This is a genomic window from Pseudomonas sp. BC42 (assembly GCF_021560055.1).
In the GTDB taxonomy this organism is placed as follows: Bacteria; Pseudomonadota; Gammaproteobacteria; order Pseudomonadales; family Pseudomonadaceae; genus Aquipseudomonas.
In genome coordinates this window covers 3,226,881-3,243,980 of the sequence record NZ_CP091067.1, presented here as the reverse complement: position 1 = coordinate 3,243,980, position 17,100 = coordinate 3,226,881, and the positions used below count along the sequence as shown (strand labels likewise).

Below are 17,100 nucleotides of genomic sequence, written 5' to 3'. Positions count from 1 at the left end.
TCAGGGGCGCGAAGTCAGGTTGCCGGGACGGGCGAACAGCTCCACCAACCAGTCGACCAGCACCCGTACCCGGGTCGACAGGTGGCGCTGGGGCGGATACAGCGCAGTCAAGGGCAGCGTCGGCGCCGGGCAGTCCTGCAGCACCTCCTGCAGGAGGCCGGCCTGCAACTGCCGGGCAACGTTGTAGTACGGGGTCTGCACCAGCCCGTAACCGGCCTCGCAGGCCGCCAGGTAACCGTCGGCGCTGTTGACCGCCACCTGCTTGGGCAACTGCATCTGGCGCAACTGGCCGTCGACGAAGAACTCCAGGCCATAGCGCTTGCCGCTGACGCTGGAGAAGTACTCCACCATCTGATGCCCCTCCAGCTCCGCCGGGGACCGTGGAATCCCCCGCTGGCGCAGGTAGCCGGGGCTGGCGCACGTCACCTGCTGCAATTGCACCAGCGGCCGCGCCACCAGGCTCTCGTCCAGCGTCGGGCCGCCACGCAGGGCGCAATCGACGCCTTCGCGGATCAGGTCCACCGGACGGTCATTGAGGCCGATTTCCAGCTCGATCAACGGGTAGCGGGCGGAGAACTCCGGCAATGCCGGAATCACCATCAGGCGACCGATGCCCACCGGCATGTCGATGCGCAACAGCCCCCGGGGATGGTGCCGGGTCAGGGAAAACGCCGCCTCGGTTTCCTCCAGGTCCGCCAGCAGTTGCACGCAGCGCCGGTAATAGGCGGCGCCGTCCAGGGTCGGGCTGACCTGGCGGGTGGTGCGATGCAGCAGTTGCACCCCCAGGTGCGCTTCCAATTGCTTGATCAGGATGGTCACCGAAGCCCGGGGCAGTTGCAGGTCGTCGGCGGCCCGGGCAAAGCCGCCAAGCTCGACGATGCGGGTGAAGACGCGCATGGCGTTGAAACGGTCCATGGAATACAGGCTCGCGATTATTTAGAAAATACCAATAGTGATAGCGTTTTTAGCCTGTTTATCGGTTTTTTGTCGAGTAGCAAACTGCACGCTCTTCCCCACTCACCGGAGTAATCACCGATGCACACTCGACAACTGGGTCACAACGGTCCGCAGGTTTCCGCCATTGGCCTAGGCTGCATGGGCATGAGCGACTTCTACACCCCCGACAGCGATCCTCGGGAAGCCATCGCCACCCTGCACCGCGCCCTGGAACTGGGGATCAACCTGTTGGACACCGCCGACATGTATGGCCCCCACAGCAACGAAGAACTCATCGGCCAGGCGATTCGCGGCAAGCGCCAGCAGGTGTTCCTGGCCAGCAAGTTCGGCATCGTCCGCGATCCGGGCGACGCCACGGCCCGCGGCGTCAATGGCCGCCCGGAATACGTGCGCGCCTCCATCGACGGCAGCCTGCGTCGCCTCGGCGTGGACACCCTGGACCTGTACTACCTGCACCGGGTCGATCCGCAAGTGGCCATCGAGGAAACGGTCGGCGCCATGGCCGAGCTGGTCCAGGCCGGCAAGGTGCGCTACCTGGGCCTCAGCGAAGCCTCGGCCGCGACCCTGGAGCGGGCGCACAAGGTGCATCCCATCAGCGCCCTGCAAAGCGAATATTCGTTGTGGAGCCGGGATCAGGAAGACAACGGCTGCCTCGCCGCCTGCCAGCGCCTGGGGATCGCCTTCGTGCCCTACAGCCCCCTGGGCCGGGGTTTTCTCACCGGCGCCCTGCAAAGCCCGGACGATTTCGCCGCTGATGACTACCGGCGCCTGAGCCCGCGTTTCCAGGGGCAGAACTTCCAGCGCAACCTGCAACTGGTGCAACAGGTGCAGCAACTGGCGGCGGACAAGCAGGTCAGTGCCGGGCAACTGGCCCTGGCCTGGGTGCTGGCACAGGGCGACTACCTGATTCCGATTCCCGGAACCAAGCAACGGCGCTATCTGGAGGAAAACCTGGGGGCACTGGAGGTGCGCTTGAGTGCGCAGGAACTGGCGTCGCTGGAGCAGATCTTCAGCCCGGGCAACACGGCGGGCAATCGCTATCCCGAAGAGGTCATGGCGCTGCTGACGCGTTGAAGCAAGCGGCTTGCGCGCTCGCCGGGCGAGCGCGCAAGCGTCGCGCAATCAGGCTTTGGTGGAGACGTTCTTGTCGGTCACCGTGGTGCCGTTGCCCTTGCCGTAGTTCTGCAGGCTCTGCAGCACGTAGATGGCCTTCTTGTACTCGGGCACCAGGTAGTTGGCGTACTTGTTGCCCTTGATGTTGTTGTTCTGGATGTCATCGAGCTTCATGGCGAAGTATTCCAGAGCATTGAAGGGCTCGTCCGGGTTCTTCGGAATGCCGAAGCGGTCGAACTTGTCGCCGGCGTTGAGCAGATTCAGCGCGGTGACGTCGGAAATCAGCCCGTTGTTCTTCAAGAAGGTGCTCATGCCGCCCAGGGACTTGGTGGTCACGTTGGTCGGATCAAAGCCCTTGATCTGCTTGTGCAGTTTCAACTGGTCCATCTTGCGGATGTCCAGCACCGTGGGGTTGCTTCCCACCAGGCTCAACATCTGCCGCACCTTGGCGCTCTGCGAAACCGGTTTGGAGGAACTGCCACCGCCGTCCTGCACCAACAGACCCGCCTTGCTGGTCCAGCCTCCAACGTATCCGATTGCCATGCTGACACTCCTGTAGTCCGGCTTGCCGATCCCCCTGTTGCGCTTGCTAGCGCCAGCCCCTGAAAGCTCTGACAAGGGACCTGAAACTGGGTGGAAGCCGTGTTGAATCATCTGAATGGGCGCCAGTATCAACGCCGGGGGAGCCCGGCAACAACGCTTTATTTCCACAATTTACAATTTTTGTACAAACTCGACACAATTCGCCCAAAGGCTTGATTTACAGGGTGGACAGAGGATCGCCCCTGCTCCAACCGTCATCTTTTCCTGGTCTGATCGAGGCTTTGCGCCCCTGCCCGGGGCCTTGGCCGAGCCGCGCTCATGGCGGTTTTCAAACCCGTCGCGATTTTATTGGACGATCGTACTAAAGAGCTGAAAAACCGCGCCGACATCCTGTGGATGCCCTGACACGGCTCATCCCCCCGAATAATAAAAAACGCTCGGTAAGGACAGGTCCCATGCCCGCTTTGCGCACCATTCAAGCCCGCTACACGCTGTTTCTGGTCCTGTTCATTGTCTTGATGCTGATACTCACCGTCGTGGGCATCAGTCAGCTGGTCGCGCCCAAGCTGCGCCACACCGAAGAACAGGTGGCCCTCAATCGCATCGCCGAAGTGGCGGAACGCATCCAGGGCGAACTGAACAAGGTCCAGGCCCAGCAGCGCAGCATCACCCAGACCATTCCCCTGCTCGACAGCGACAGCATCGACCGGGTCCTGCCGGGGCTGGTGGACCAGTACGGCGAACAGAAAGTCTTCGGTGGCGGCATCTGGCCCCTTCCGGGCCAGCGCACCCCGGGCCGCAACAAGCACAGCACCTTCTGGCACCGCGACGCCTCCGGCAAGCTGGTGGTCAACACGTTCTGGAACAGCGACCCGGCCCCCAACTACTACGACCAGTCCTGGTACAAGGGCGGCATGCAGACCGCTCCCGGCCAGTGCGCCTGGGCCGCGGCCTACAAGGACGACGCCAGCGCCGAACCGCGGACCAACTGCGCCATGGCCATCCGCCGTGACGGCCAGCCCTGGGGCGTGGCCACCATCGACGTGACCCTGGGCTTCTTCAACGACCTGGTGGCCCGCCAGGAAAAGGAACTCAACGCGCAGATGCTGATCGTCGAGGGCGACGGCAAGATCATCAGCAACAGCTCGCGCATCAGCGGCCCGATCGTCCTCAAGAACATTCGCGAACTGGCCGCCGCCTCGCCCTTCGCCGCCCGGATCCAGGCCGCGCTGGAGCAACGCGACAAGGGCAGCCAGCGCGTCGAATTCGATAACGCCGGGGTGCCCAGCACCTTCTTCATGCGCGCCATCGAAGGCACCCCCTGGTTCCTCGCCAGCACCCTGCCCACCCAGCAGATCACCGCCCAGCGCGACGATGTGCTGAGCACCCTGAGCCTGTTGCAGATCCCCATGGTGATCCTGCTGGTGCTGCTGCAGGTCTATGCGATCCGTCAGCTGGTGCAACGGATGAAAATCCTCAAGGGCAACATCGATGCCCTGGCCACCGGCGACGCCGACCTGACCCGGCGCATCGTGATCCGCGCCGAAGACGAGCTCGGCGCCATCGGCCATTCGGTCAACCACTTCATCCAGTACCTGCAGACGATGATCGGCGAAGTGACCCAGGCCACCGACGCCATGGCCGGCAGCCTGGCGCAGTTGCAACAGAGTTCGGCCCACAGCCAGCAGATCCTGCTGCGTCACGCTTCGGAAACCGACCAGACCGTGACCGCCATCACGCAGATGAGCAGCACCGCCGACAGCGTCGCGGCCAACGCCGCGCAGACCGCGGACTTCACCCGCCGCGCCAACGAGCATGCCGAGCATTCGCGAGTGGTGGTGGGCCAGGCCTCGGGCAGCGTCATCGCCCTGATCGACGAAGTGGCCGATGCCACCCACAAGGTCGAAGCCATGCAGGCCGACGCCCAGCGCATCACCGAAATCCTCGGGGTGATCGGCGACATCGCCGGACAGACCAACCTGCTGGCCCTCAACGCCGCCATCGAAGCGGCCCGGGCCGGAGAACAGGGACGCGGCTTCGCGGTGGTCGCCGACGAAGTCCGGGCACTGGCGGCGCGGACCCAGGACAGCACCTCGCAGATCAACGAAATGCTCAGCCGCCTGAGCCAGGGCGTCAGCTCCTCGGTCAGCGCCATGGAAAACACCCAGGCCAGTTGCCAGTCGGCGGCGGACGCCACCGCGCGGGTCAACACCGGCCTTGACCAGATGGCCGATTCGGTGAACCAGATCAACAGCCTCAGCACCCAGATCGCCACCGCCGCCGAACAGCAGAGCGCGGTGACCGAGGAGATCAACCGCAGCATGGTGAGCATCCGACACATGGTCGAGGAACTGGTGGAGAGCGCCCGGGCCGGCCAAAGCAATACCCAGAGCCTGCTGCAGGCCAACGCCCAGGTCAGCCACCTGATGAGCCGCTTCAAAGTCCGCTGAACGGTCACCCGCCGCCGCTGGCAGCCCAGGGCGGCGGGACTATATTGGTGGCTCCGGTCACAAGGAAGTGGAGTGCGTCATGGGCCAGCGCCAATCACATCTGTTGCAGGAACAGATCCGCCACGAGCTGTACATCCATGCCGGTATCGACACCGTCTACTACTACGTGACCCAGCCGGACCGCTGGCCGGAATGGCACCCTTGCAGCCTGCGGGCCGACACCGGGCTCGGCGGCTCGCTGCCGGCCGGCCACCGCTTCAGCGAAACCATGGACCTGCTGGGGGTGCAGATCCCCATGAGCTACCGGGTGCTGGTCGCGCAGTTTCCCAAGGAGTTCAAGGCCGTGTTCAGCTCCGCCGCGCTGGACGGCTCGATTCACTACCAGTTGAGCAAACAGGGGGACGGCACACTGCTGCGCCGGACCCTGGCGTTCTCCACCGACCTGCATCTGAACGGCCTGCGCCTGCGCATGGAGCAGCTGTCGGCCCAGGCCCTGGGCAATCTCAAGCAGCGCCTGGAAGCCGCGACCGGCTGATCAGAAGGCGCCGTTGGCATTGGCGGCCTGGTCCGGCAGCACCTGGCTGGTGTCCCAATGCTCGACGATCTTGCCCTGCTCCAGGCGATAGATATCGATGATCGACTTGACCACCCCCGGTTCGCGGCCGGTGTTGCGCACATGCACGATCACGAAGTCGCCATCGACGAACAGGCGTTTGATCTCGCTGCGCGATTGCGGGTAGTGCTGCTTGAGAAATTCGATAAAGGTCCTGAATCCCTCGATGCCGTCCGCCACGGCCGGATTGTGCTGAATGTAGTGCGCGCCCAGGTAGGGTCGGGCAGCGGCGAAGTCCTTGTCGTTCAGGGCCAGTTGATAGAACGCCAGCACATTGCGCCGGTTCTCCTGCTCCTGGGCGCTGTACCCGGCCAGCGCCGGAGTGGCCAACAACAGCAGGAACAACAACGTTAGGTAGGGTTTCATGGAACCTCGCTTGTGTGCCGCGGGCCGTGCGCCCGGCCCTGTATAAGAATGTTCGCCCTGGCCGCCAGCCCACCTGACAAATCTGTAACCCAGGCCTCAGGTTGCTGACAGCCAGCGCCGCTTAGGCTGTGCCAAACCCGCAGGACTCTATCGGCATGCAGGGCCCTGCAACAAGCCATCGGTGCATCAGGTCCGCAGCCGGTGGTGCCCGGGCAGCGGCTTTGTATCACCTTGATACATACACGGGCGCCACAAACCGGCAAAAACCGCAAAAATGCGCGGCACCCGGCAATGGCCCGCGCATCCACACGAGATATTCCATGAAACACACACTGCGTCTGGCGGCCCTGTCCGCCCTGTTCCTCACCTCCCTGGCCCAGGCCACCGGCAGCATCGACATCGATGTCCACCGGGACGCCAACTGTGGCTGCTGCAAGAAGTGGATCGAGCATTTGCAGGCCAACGGCTTCAACGTCCGCGATCATGTCGAGGCCGACATGAGCCCGGTCAAGCAGCGCCTGGGCGTGGCACCGCGCCTGAGCTCCTGCCACACCGCGGTCATCGACGGCAAGTTCGTCGAGGGCCACGTACCGGCCGAGCAGGTGCTGGCCCTGCGCAAGCGCGATGACCTGCTGGGCATCGCGGCCCCCGGCATGCCCATGGGCTCCCCCGGCATGGAGATGGACGGCATGGGCGCCGAAGCCTTCCAGATCATCGGCCTGACCCGCGACGGCCGTGATGTGCTGGTGGCGGACTACCCGGCCCGTTGATCCTCGGCGCCTACCTCGGGCTGTTCCTGGCGGCCTTCGCCGCCGCCACCCTGCTGCCCCTGCAATCGGAAGCCCTGCTGGTGGGCCTGCTGCACAACGACCAACTGAGCGTGCTCGGGCTGTGGCTGGTGGCGACCCTGGGCAATGTCCTGGGCTCCCTGGTCAACTGGTGGCTGGGACGCCGCCTGGAGCAGTACAAGGAGCGCCGCTGGTTCCCGGTCGGCCCGCGGCATCTGGAGCGGGCCCGCCAGCACTACCAGCGCTACGGCCACTGGTCGCTGCTGCTGAGCTGGATGCCTCTGATCGGCGACCCGCTGACCCTGGTGGCCGGCGTCATGGGCGAGCCCCTCAAGCGTTTCCTGCTGCTGGTCAGTCTGGCCAAGGGCGCGCGCTACGCCGTATTGGTGTGGCTGACCCTGGGCTGGCTGACCGGCCCGGGCGCCTGACTAACACCCCGTAGCGGGCTGGCCAACCAGGGTACGGCCAGGACCATGCGCCTCCTGGGACCTGCTCGCCGAGCAGCCGACGCCGGCGAAATCTGCGTGCGCGGGGCGGCGGATCTGCGCCATGATCGGCAGCCTCAGCAGGCCCCGCCGGGCCGCTTGATCCGCCCCCCGAATCAGGAGCCCGTACATGACGCTGCAGATTGCGGTAATCGACGATTGGCAAGACGTGGCCCGCGAGGTGGTCGACTGGTCGGTGCTGCAGAGCATCGGCCAGGTCAGCTTCCTGCATGACTACCCTGGCGAGCGCGAGCTTCTGGTGCAGCGCCTGCTGCCGTACCAGGTGATCTGCGTGATGCGCGAGCGCACCCTGTTCGACGCCGATCTGCTGCAACGCCTGCCCCAACTCAAGTTGCTGCTGACCGGCGGCATGCGCAACGCCGCCATCGACCTTGAAGCCGCCAAGGCCCTGGGGATCCAGGTCTGCGGCAGCGACAGCTACCGGCAGGCCGCCCCGGAACTGACCTGGGCCCTGCTCATGGCCCTGACCCGCAACCTGCTCAACGAGGCCAATGCCCTGCGTGCCGGCCACTGGCAACAGGGCCTGGGCGGCGATCTGTACGGCAAGACCCTGGGCCTGCTCGGCCTGGGCAACATCGGCCAGCGGGTGGCGCAGTTCGGTCAGGTGTTCGGCATGCGGGTGATTGCCTGGAGCGAGAACCTCAGCGCCGAGCGCGCCGCCGCCGCGGGGGTGATCCACGTCAGCAAGCAGGCCCTGTTCGAACAGGCCGATGTGCTCTCGGTGCACCTGGTGCTCAGTGAACGCAGCCGCCACCTGGTGGACGCCCAAGCCCTGGCCTGGATGAAGCCCGACGCCCTGCTGGTCAACACCGCCCGGGGGCCGATCGTCGACGAGGCGGCGTTGATCGCCGCCCTGGAACAGGGCCGGCTGGCCGGAGCCGCCCTCGACGTGTTCGCCCAAGAGCCCTTGCCCGCCGGGCATCCGTTCCGGCACCTGCCCAATGTCCTGGCCACGCCCCATATCGGGTATGTCACTGAGCAGAACTACCGACTGTTCTTCAGCCAGATGATCGAGGACCTGCAGGCCTGGCACGCCGGCCGGCCGATCCGTCTGCTCAACTGACCCGCCGCCTCCCCGGCCCATTTTCGGGCAGCGCGCCCCAGGCCCTGCACCAGCGGCTGGCAGGGCCTCACCGTTTTCGCGCCGAGGGCTGCACGGCCACGCTCGCCGACGGTGCAGCCACGACCTTTCGTCGGGAGATGTCCTGGCTCCCGCCAGCCCTCCGGGGGAAAAACCCGGGGCCCACGGCGACGCTCTAGGTTCTGTCCTAGACTGAATTTCGCCCCGTGACCGGCCGGTCACTTTGACACTGAAAAAGTCGAAACTTTTCGCTTCGGCCCAGGGTCAGGTTAAAGGTAGGGCCGCTGCCACTGGTGCATTCCTTGCAGCGGCTGATTCACCCTTTCTGCTTCAGCGCTCGAGCAGCTCAGGCTGATCGATGTGTGGCGCGTTTGCGCCCGGCCACAGGATTGGCCGACAGCACTTCAATAAAAACGGGAGAGACCTATGATCAGCGCCGTATTGAATACTCAGGGAGAGCATCCTCAACCGCAGGCCGGTGAACGCACCGCCCAGCCGACTTCGGGGAGCAAGACGGTGCTGCCGCTGGCCCGGCACAATCCCAACCGCAAGCGGGTGCTGTTCGTCACCTCGGAAATCGCCGATCTGGTCAAGACCGGCGGCCTGGGCGATGTCTCCGCGGCCCTGCCCCGAGCCATGGCCCACCTGCACGATGTGCGGGTGCTGATCCCCGGCTACCCCCAGGTGCTGCACAGCGAGAACCCCATTCACATCATCGGCGAGCTGGGCGGCCACGCGGCGCTGCCGGCGTGCAAGATCGGGCGCATGGACATGCCCGACGGCCTGGTGATCTACGTGCTGATCTGCCCGGAGCTCTATGAGCGCGAAGGCACGCCCTACGGCGCCAACAATGGCCGCGACTGGCCCGACAACCATATTCGCTTCGCCCGCCTGGGACTGGCCGCCGCCGATATCGCCGCCAACCTGGCGCAGATCCACTGGTGCCCCGATCTGGTGCACGCCCACGACTGGCCCGCCGGCCTGGCCCCGGCCTACATGCACTGGCGCGGACAACGCACGCCGACCCTGTTCACCATCCACAACCTGGCCTACCAGGGCGTGGTCAGCCTGGCCTCCTGCCCGGAGCTGGGCATTCCCGAACACGCCCTGCAACAGGAAGGCATGGAGTTCTACGGCAAGCTGTCGTTCCTCAAGGCCGGCATGGCCTACGCCAGTCACATCACCACGGTCAGCGCCACCTATGCCCAGGAAATCACCACCCCGGCCTTCGGTTGCGGGCTGGACGGCTTCCTTGCCAGCAAGACCCAGCAGGGCCTGCTCAGCGGCATTCCCAACGGCATCGACGAGAGCTGGGACGCCGCCACCGACAGCCATCTGTTCCGCCCCTTCAGCATCGGCGACTGGGAAGGCAAGGCGGCCAATGCCGCCTATGTGCGGCAGATGTTCGGCCTCGACCCCAGCAACGGCCCGTTGTTCGCGGTGGTCTCGCGGCTGGTCTACCAGAAGGGCCTGGACCTCACCGAGGCGGTGGCCGAATTCATCGTGCAAGCAGGTGGCCAGATCGCCATCATCGGCCGCGGCGAACCGGAAGAGGAGCAATCCATGCGCGCCCTGGCCCGGCGCTTCCCCGGGCGCATCGGGGTGCATATCGGCTTCAACGAAACCGACGCCCGGCGCATGTTCGCCGGCAGCGACTTCCTGCTCATGCCCTCGCGCTACGAGCCCTGCGGCCTGAGCCAGATGTACGCCCAGCGTTTCGGCTCGCTGCCGGTGGCCCGCAACACCGGCGGCCTGGCGGACACCATCGACAATGGCGTCACCGGGTTCCTCTTCGACGAATCCACGGTCCCCAGCTACCAGGAGGCCCTGACCCGGGCGTTCAAGGTGTTTGCCTACCCGGCGCTGCTCAACGCCATGCGCTGCCGGGCCATGGCGGCGCCGTTCAACTGGTGCAAGGCGGTGGAACCCTACGCCGAGCTCTATGAGCAGTTGGTGGCCAAGGCCCTGGGGCAGGCCGTGAGGCCTTAGGGGCCGGCCCCATGTCACTCAGCCCCCCCGCGAGCCACGGCGCGGTTGTCCTGGACGCTGCGCGCACCCGCTTCGCCCTCTGGGCCCCGGATGCGCGCAGCGTCAGTCTCGAACTCGACCAGGGCCGGTCGCTGCCCATGCAGGCCGAGGCCGAGGGCTGGTTCGTGCTCCAGGCGCCCTGTCCTCCGGGCAGCCGCTACCGCTTCAAGATCGACCAACAGCTGCTGGTGCCGGACCCGGCGTCCCGGGCCCAGGACGGCGACATCCACGGCCCGAGCCTGGTGGTCGCCGCCGACGCCTATCCATGGCAGCACCCGGCCTGGGCTGGCCGGCCCTGGCACGAGGCGGTGATCTACGAGCTGCATGTGGGCGTCATGGGCGGCTACCAGGCGGTGCAACAGGCCTTGCCGGGCCTGGTGGAACTGGGGGTGACCGCCATCGAGCTGATGCCCCTGGCGGAATTCCCCGGTGCGCGCAACTGGGGTTACGACGGGGTTCTGCCCTATGCGCCGGAAGCCTCCTACGGCCCGCCCGAAGCGCTCAAGGCGCTGATCGACTGCGCCCACGGCCTGGGCCTGGCGGTCATTCTCGACGTGGTCTACAACCACTTCGGCCCCGACGGCAACTACCTGCCGCACTACGCCAAGGGCTTCTTTCGCCAGGACCTGCACACGCCCTGGGGCGCGGCCATCGACTTTCGCCGCCGCCCGGTACGCGACTTCTTTATCGACAACGCGCTGATGTGGCTCCTGGAATACCGCTTCGACGGCCTGCGCCTGGATGCGGTGCACGCCATCGACGACCCGGACTTTCTCCTCGAACTGGCCCGGCGGGTGCGCCAGGCCGTGCCTCCCGAGCGCCATGTGTGGCTCAACCTGGAGAACGAACGCAATCAGGCCAGCCTGCTGCAACAGGGCTTCGATGCCCAGTGGAACGATGATGGCCACAACGCCCTGCACGTGCTGCTGACCGGCGAAACCGAGGCCTACTACGCCGACTTCGCCGACGACCCGACCACGCAACTGGCCCGCTGCCTGAGCCAGGGCTTCGCCTTCCAGGGCCATGTCGACCGCCACGGCAAGGCCCGGGGCGAACCCAGCGGCCACCTGCCCCCCAGCGCTTTCGTGCTGTTCCTGCAGAACCACGACCAGATCGGCAACCGGGCCTTCGGCGAGCGCCTCAACCAGCTGGCACCGCCCCAGGCCCTGCACGCCGCAACCGCGCTGTTGCTGCTGTCACCGATGATTCCGCTGCTGTTCATGGGCGACGAGGTCGCCGCCGAGGAACCCTTCCTGTTCTTCACCAGTCATCAGGGACCACTGGCCGAGGCGGTGCGCGAGGGCCGGCGCAACGAGTTCGCCGCCTTCAGGGCCTTTGCCGATGCCCGGCAGCGCCAGGGCATCCCCGACCCCAATGCCCTTTCGACCTTCCAGGCCTCGCGGCCACAGCCGCGCTCCGACCAGGCCGCCGCGACCCGGGCGCTGTACCAGAGCCTGCTGCAGATCCGTCACCGCCAGTTGCTCCCGCGCCTGCCCGCCGCCCAGGCCCTGGGCACGCGGGTGCTGGCCGAGGGCGCCCTCAGCGCGCACTGGCGCCTGGGGGATGGCAGCCGCCTGCGCATCGACCTCAACCTGAGCCCGCACCGGGTCGAGCTGGCGCCCGAGCCCCCGGGGCAACTCTGGTTCGAACACCCGCCCCACAGCCTCGACCACTGGCGCCAAGGCTGGCTGCCGGCCTTCAGCGTGGTGGTCCAGCTGGACGACATACATGCCCCGACAGCCCCTGATGGAGAACGCCTATGAGCGATGCGCAACTGGAACTGCTGGCCAGCCGCGCCGGCCTGGCCGTGGATTGGATCGATGCCAACGGCCGTGGGCAGAAGGTCGAGCCCCGGGTCCTGCGGGCAGTGCTGGCGGGCCTGGGCCACCCTGCCGACAACGACCAGGAAATCCGGCACAGCCTGCAGCAACTGGAGGAACTGCAACACAGTCGCCACCTGCCGCCGCTGCTCACTGTCGACGTCGGCCAGGGGCTGGATCTGGCCCGCTACTTTCCGGCGCACACGGTCTGCGCCATCCAGCTGGAAGACGGCAACCCGCTGTCCCTGTCCCTGGATCAGGCCAGCGTGCTGCCCGGCGTGCTGCCCGTGGGCTACCACGGGATACAGGTGAACGACGAACACTTCGTCCTCGCCGTGGCCCCCGAACGCTGCTACAGCGTGGCCGACGCCGTGGACCAGGCCACGCCCCGCGCCTGGGGCCTGACGGTGCAGCTGTATGCCCTGCGGCGTCCCGGGGATGGCGGCTTTGGCGATACCCAGGCCCTGGAGGATCTGGCCCGCCAGGCCGCCGAGCGCGGTGCCGACGCCCTGGCCATCAGCCCGCTGCACGCCATGTTCGCCGCCGATCCCCAGCGCTACAGCCCCTACTCGCCCTCCAGCCGGCTGTTTCTCAACAGTCTGTACGCCGCGCCGGCGGCCATTCTCGGGGACCGGGCCTGGCGCACCGCCATCCAGTCCTGCGGGGTCGGCGAACAGTTGCAGGCCCTGGAGCATGAGCCGCTGATCGACTGGCCCCAGGCCGCCAAGGCCAAGCAGTTGGCATTACGGGCCCTGTATGCGGGCTTCTGTCACGGCCAGCACCCACTGCACGAGGACTTCGCCAGCTATCGCCGGGCCGCCGGCGAAGCCCTGGAAAACCACTGCCGCTTCGAAGCCATCCAGGCCCAGCGGGCGGCCCGTGGCGAAGACCTGGACTGGCGCCACTGGCCAGAACAGTGGCGCAACCCGGCCAGCCCAGCCCTGGCCCGCTTTGCCCAGGAGCAGGCTGAGGAAATCGGCTTTCATGCCTTCTGCCAGTGGCTGATTGCCCGCGGCCTGGAACGGGCCCAGAGCGCGGCCCGCAGCGGCGGCATGGGCATCGGCCTGATCGCCGACCTGGCGGTGGGCGCCGACGGCGGCGGCAGCCAGGCCTGGAGCCGCCAGGAGCAACTGCTGGCGTCCCTGACCGTGGGCGCGCCACCGGACGTGCTCAATCGCCAGGGCCAGGGCTGGGGCATCTGCGCCTTCTCCCCCGAGGGTCTGCAGCGCCATGGCTTTCGTGCCTTTATCGAAATGCTGCGGGCCAACTTCGCCCACGCCGGCGGCCTGCGCATCGACCATGTCATGGGCCTGCAACGCCTGTGGGTGATTCCCCTGGGCGCGCCGCCCAGCGACGGCGCCTACCTCAATTACCCGGTGGACGACCTGCTGCGCCTGCTGACCCTGGAGTCCCACCGCCATCAGGCCATCGTTCTCGGCGAAGACCTGGGCACGGTGCCCGACGGCCTGCGGGACAAGCTCGCCGCCCGGGCCATGCTCGGCATGCGCGTGCTGCTGTTCGAACAGGACCACGGCTGCCACTTCAGGCCGATCCTCGACTGGCCGGACAACGCCCTGGCCACCACCAGCACCCACGACCTGCCGACCCTCAATGGCTGGTGGCAGGGCCGCGACATCGACTGGAACCTGCGCCTGGGCATGGTGGACGAACACGGCGCCCGGCAATGGGCCGAACACCGCCAGCGCGAGCGTGACGGCCTGCGCCAGGCCCTGGCCCGGGACCCGCAGAACTTTCGCCAGGACTGCCAGGAAACCGAGCAGGTGATCGACGCTGCCGTGCGCTTTCTCGGCCACACCCGGGCGCCACTGGTGCTGCTACCCCTGGAAGACGCCCTGGGCATCGATGAACAGGCCAACCTGCCCGGCACCCTCGACAGCCACCCCAATTGGCGCCGGCGCCTGGCCAGCGCGAGCCGCCGCCTGCTGGAGGACAGCGACGCCGCCCGGCGCCTGGAACTGCTGGCCTGCGCCCGCCAGCAAGCCCTAGAGCGTGACCGATGAACTCCAGCACCCTGCCCCAGCCCCTGCCCCTGTTGCGGGCCAGCCTGCGCCTGCAGTTCCACCGGGGGTTCAGCCTCGACGACGCCGTGCCTCTGGTGCCCTACTTCGCCCGCCTGGGCATCAGCCACCTCTATGCCTCGCCGCTGCTGTGCGCCCGGGCCGGATCGATGCACGGCTACGACGTGGTGGACCCGACCCGGGTCAACCCGGAACTGGGCGGCGAAGCGGCCCTCAGACGCCTGGTGAGCGCCTTGCGCGCCCAGGGCATGGGCCTGATCCTGGACATCGTCTCCAACCACATGGCGGTGGGCGGCAGTGACAACCCCTGGTGGCTGGACCTGTTGCAGTGGGGGCGCCTGAGCCCCTATGGCGAATTCTTCGATATCCAGTGGCACTCTCCCGACCCGCTGATGCAAGGCCAGCTGTTGGTGCCCTTTCTGGCCAGTGACTACGGCGTAGCGCTGCAGCAAGGCAGCCTGCCCTTGCAGCTGGACGAGGATCTGGCGGGCTTTCATGTGCAGCACCACGAGCATCGTTTTCCCATCTGCCCTGCCGACTACGGGGAGCTGTTGCGGATCGAATCGCCCCTGGCGCTGGCGGCCGCGGCCGAACTCAAGGCCCTGGCCGGCGCCTTCGACGCCCTGCGCTTGCGCGGTGATGCCCAGGCCCAGGCCCGGCCCCTGCAACAGGCCCTGGCGCGCCTGCTGCAACAGCCGGCGCTGCGCCAAGCGGTCGCCGAGCACTTGCAAGGCTACGACGGACGTCAGCCCGAAGGTCTGAGCCGTCTGCATCAATTGCTGGAGCGCCAGAGCTACCGACTGGCCAGCTGGCGCACCGCCGCCGATGACATCAACTGGCGGCGCTTCTTCGACGTCAACGAGCTGGGCGGTCTGCGGGTCGAGCGCCCGGCGGTGTTCGAGGCCACTCACGCCAAGATCTTCCAGCTGATCGAAGAAGGCCTGGTGGACGGCCTGCGCATCGACCATATCGACGGCCTGGCCGATCCCCGGGCCTACTGCCGCAAGCTGCGGCGCCGGGTCGAGCGCCTGCGCCCCGGCCAGCACCTGCCGATCTATGTCGAAAAGATCCTCGGCGCCGAAGAAACCCTGGCCCGCGACTGGCAGGTGGACGGCAGCACCGGCTACGAATTCATGAACCAGATGTCGCTGCTGCAACAGGCCGCCACGGGCCGGCCACTGCTGGCCGAACTCTGGAGCCGATACAGTCGGCGGCCGGCGCAGTTTGCCCGGGAGGCACTGCTGGCCCGTCAGCAGATCCTCAACGGTTCTCTGGCCGGCGACTTTGAAAGCGTGGCCCAGGCCCTGCTGCAAGTGGCGCGCCTGGACCTGATGAGCCGCGACCTGACCCTGGGCGCCATTCGCCGGGCGCTGCAGGAACTGATCGTGCACTTCCCGGTGTATCGCACCTACATCAGCGCCCGCGGCCGCGGCCCCCAGGACCAGCGGTTCTTCCAGCAGGCCATGCAGGGGGCCCGGGCCAGCCTGGGCGAAGCCGACTGGCCGGTGCTCGATTACCTGGAGCGCTGGCTCGGCGGCCAGGGCTGGCGGCAACAGCCAGCGGGTCGCCCACGCAAACTGCTGCGCCACGCCTGCGTGCGCTTCCAGCAACTGACCTCGCCGGCGGCGGCCAAGGCGGTGGAGGACACCGCCTTCTATCGCTCGGCGGTGCTCCTGGCGCGCAATGACGTGGGCTTCGACACCGAGCAGTTCAGCGCGCCGCCCGCGGCCTTCCACAGCGCCTGCGAACAGCGCCTGGAGCGGTTCCCCGACAACCTGCTGACCAGCGCCACCCACGACCACAAGCGCGGCGAGGACAGTCGCGCGCGCCTGGCGGTGCTCAGCGAGCGCGCCGCCTGGTACGTGCGCCAGGTGCAGGCGTGGCGGCCGCTGGCCGATCCGTTGCGCCAAGGCCGCGACGGGCCATCGGCGGCGGATGAGCTGATCCTCTACCAGACCCTACTGGGCAGTTGGCCCCTGGACCTGCAGGCAGATGATCAACCGGCCCTGGCCGACTACGCCCGGCGGATCGGGCAGTGGCAACTCAAGGCCCTGCGCGAGGCCAAGCTGCACAGCAGTTGGGCCGCGCCGAACCCGGAGTACGAAGAGGCCGCGCAAGGGTTTATCGAGCGCCTGCTGTGCGCACCCGAGGGCCTGCCCTTGCGTCGCTCGATCGCCGATGCGGTGAATGCCATCGCCCCCGCCGGCGCCCTCAACAGCCTGGCGCAAACTTTGCTGCGCATGACAGTGCCGGGGGTGCCGGATCTGTATCAGGGCAACGAGTTCTGGGACTTCAGCCTGGTGGATCCGGACAACCGCCGGCCGGTGGACTACGGGGCCCGGCAACAGGCGCTGAACCGCCTGCGCGATCCCCGCGAGTGGCTCACCGGTTGGCGTGACGGGCGCATCAAGCAAGGCCTGATCGCCCGGACCCTGGGCCTGCGCAGCCAGTACCCGGAGCTGTTCCGGCGCGGCCACTACCAGCCCTTGCCGGTGCTCGGCCAGGAGGCGGGACGAGTTCTGGCCTTCATGCGTGAATACCGGGAGCAACGGTTGGTGGTGGTAGTGCCGATCCGGGTCGCCGCGCTGCTGGAGGACAGCGCAGTGCCCAAGGTCGATGCACAACGATGGGGCGATACCCGGGTGCAACTACCGTTCACCGCCTCGCGCCGCAACCTGAATGGACTTTTTTCAACCGGAGCAGTCACACCCCATAAGGAGTTGCTGATCAGTGCCGTATTGCAAGACTTTCCGCTCAATCTTTTGATTCAACATTGAATCCAGTCCAGGAGCATTG

13 protein-coding genes are annotated in these 17,100 nt (G+C 66.9%); 10 read left to right on the top strand and 3 right to left on the bottom strand.

Annotated elements, in window-relative coordinates:
• Positions 1-915, bottom strand: a complete 915-nt coding sequence (locus tag L1O02_RS14920) for a LysR family transcriptional regulator (protein WP_060839424.1) — start codon at positions 913-915, stop codon at positions 1-3.
• Positions 916-1,035: 120 nt separating this feature from the next.
• Here L1O02_RS14920 and L1O02_RS14915 point away from each other — a divergent pair, with 120 nt between their 5' ends.
• Positions 1,036-2,031 (top strand): aldo/keto reductase, encoded by a 996-nt coding sequence (locus L1O02_RS14915; RefSeq protein ID WP_060843669.1) that lies wholly within the window; start codon positions 1,036-1,038, stop codon positions 2,029-2,031.
• A 48-nt stretch (positions 2,032-2,079) separates the two neighbouring features.
• Here L1O02_RS14915 and L1O02_RS14910 read toward each other — a convergent pair whose 3' ends face one another.
• Entirely contained in the window at positions 2,080-2,613 is a 534-nt protein-coding gene (locus L1O02_RS14910; protein ID WP_060839426.1) for a hypothetical protein, read from the bottom strand.
• A gap of 455 nt (positions 2,614-3,068) precedes the next feature.
• Here L1O02_RS14910 and L1O02_RS14905 point away from each other — a divergent pair, with 455 nt between their 5' ends.
• Complete coding sequence (locus L1O02_RS14905) at positions 3,069-5,063, top strand: methyl-accepting chemotaxis protein (protein ID WP_235760173.1); 1,995 nt, start codon at positions 3,069-3,071, stop codon at positions 5,061-5,063.
• 79 nt (positions 5,064-5,142) lie between these two features.
• Entirely contained in the window at positions 5,143-5,598 is a 456-nt protein-coding gene (locus tag L1O02_RS14900; RefSeq protein ID WP_060843671.1) for an SRPBCC family protein, read from the top strand.
• Here L1O02_RS14900 and L1O02_RS14895 read toward each other — a convergent pair whose 3' ends face one another.
• Positions 5,599-6,042 (bottom strand): nuclear transport factor 2 family protein, encoded by a 444-nt coding sequence (locus L1O02_RS14895; protein ID WP_108543892.1) that lies wholly within the window; start codon positions 6,040-6,042, stop codon positions 5,599-5,601.
• Positions 6,043-6,362: 320 nt separating this feature from the next.
• Between L1O02_RS14895 and L1O02_RS14890 the strand changes: the two genes are divergently transcribed.
• The 7 genes from L1O02_RS14890 (at position 6,363) to L1O02_RS14860 (ending at position 17,081) form a co-directional block, all read left to right on the top strand.
• Positions 6,363-6,812, top strand: a complete 450-nt coding sequence (locus tag L1O02_RS14890; RefSeq protein ID WP_235760172.1) for a DUF411 domain-containing protein — start codon at positions 6,363-6,365, stop codon at positions 6,810-6,812.
• Complete coding sequence (locus tag L1O02_RS14885) at positions 6,809-7,258, top strand: YqaA family protein (RefSeq protein WP_060839431.1); 450 nt, start codon at positions 6,809-6,811, stop codon at positions 7,256-7,258. The genes L1O02_RS14890 and L1O02_RS14885 overlap by 4 nt, the downstream gene beginning before the upstream one ends.
• Before the next feature lie 187 nt (positions 7,259-7,445).
• Positions 7,446-8,399 (top strand): D-2-hydroxyacid dehydrogenase family protein, encoded by a 954-nt coding sequence (locus L1O02_RS14880; RefSeq protein WP_235760171.1) that lies wholly within the window; start codon positions 7,446-7,448, stop codon positions 8,397-8,399.
• 444 nt (positions 8,400-8,843) lie between these two features.
• Entirely contained in the window at positions 8,844-10,406 is a 1,563-nt protein-coding gene (gene glgA / locus L1O02_RS14875; RefSeq protein WP_060839433.1) for a glycogen synthase GlgA, read from the top strand.
• A gap of 11 nt (positions 10,407-10,417) precedes the next feature.
• Positions 10,418-12,208, top strand: a complete 1,791-nt coding sequence (treZ, locus tag L1O02_RS14870) for a malto-oligosyltrehalose trehalohydrolase (protein ID WP_235760170.1) — start codon at positions 10,418-10,420, stop codon at positions 12,206-12,208.
• Positions 12,205-14,286 (top strand): 4-alpha-glucanotransferase, encoded by a 2,082-nt coding sequence (gene malQ / locus L1O02_RS14865; RefSeq protein ID WP_060839435.1) that lies wholly within the window; start codon positions 12,205-12,207, stop codon positions 14,284-14,286. The genes treZ and malQ overlap by 4 nt, the downstream gene beginning before the upstream one ends.
• Positions 14,283-17,081: a malto-oligosyltrehalose synthase gene (locus L1O02_RS14860; RefSeq protein ID WP_108543904.1), complete on the top strand. Its 2,799-nt coding sequence runs from the start codon at positions 14,283-14,285 to the stop codon at positions 17,079-17,081. The genes malQ and L1O02_RS14860 overlap by 4 nt, the downstream gene beginning before the upstream one ends.
• Positions 17,082-17,100 lie beyond the last annotated feature (19 nt).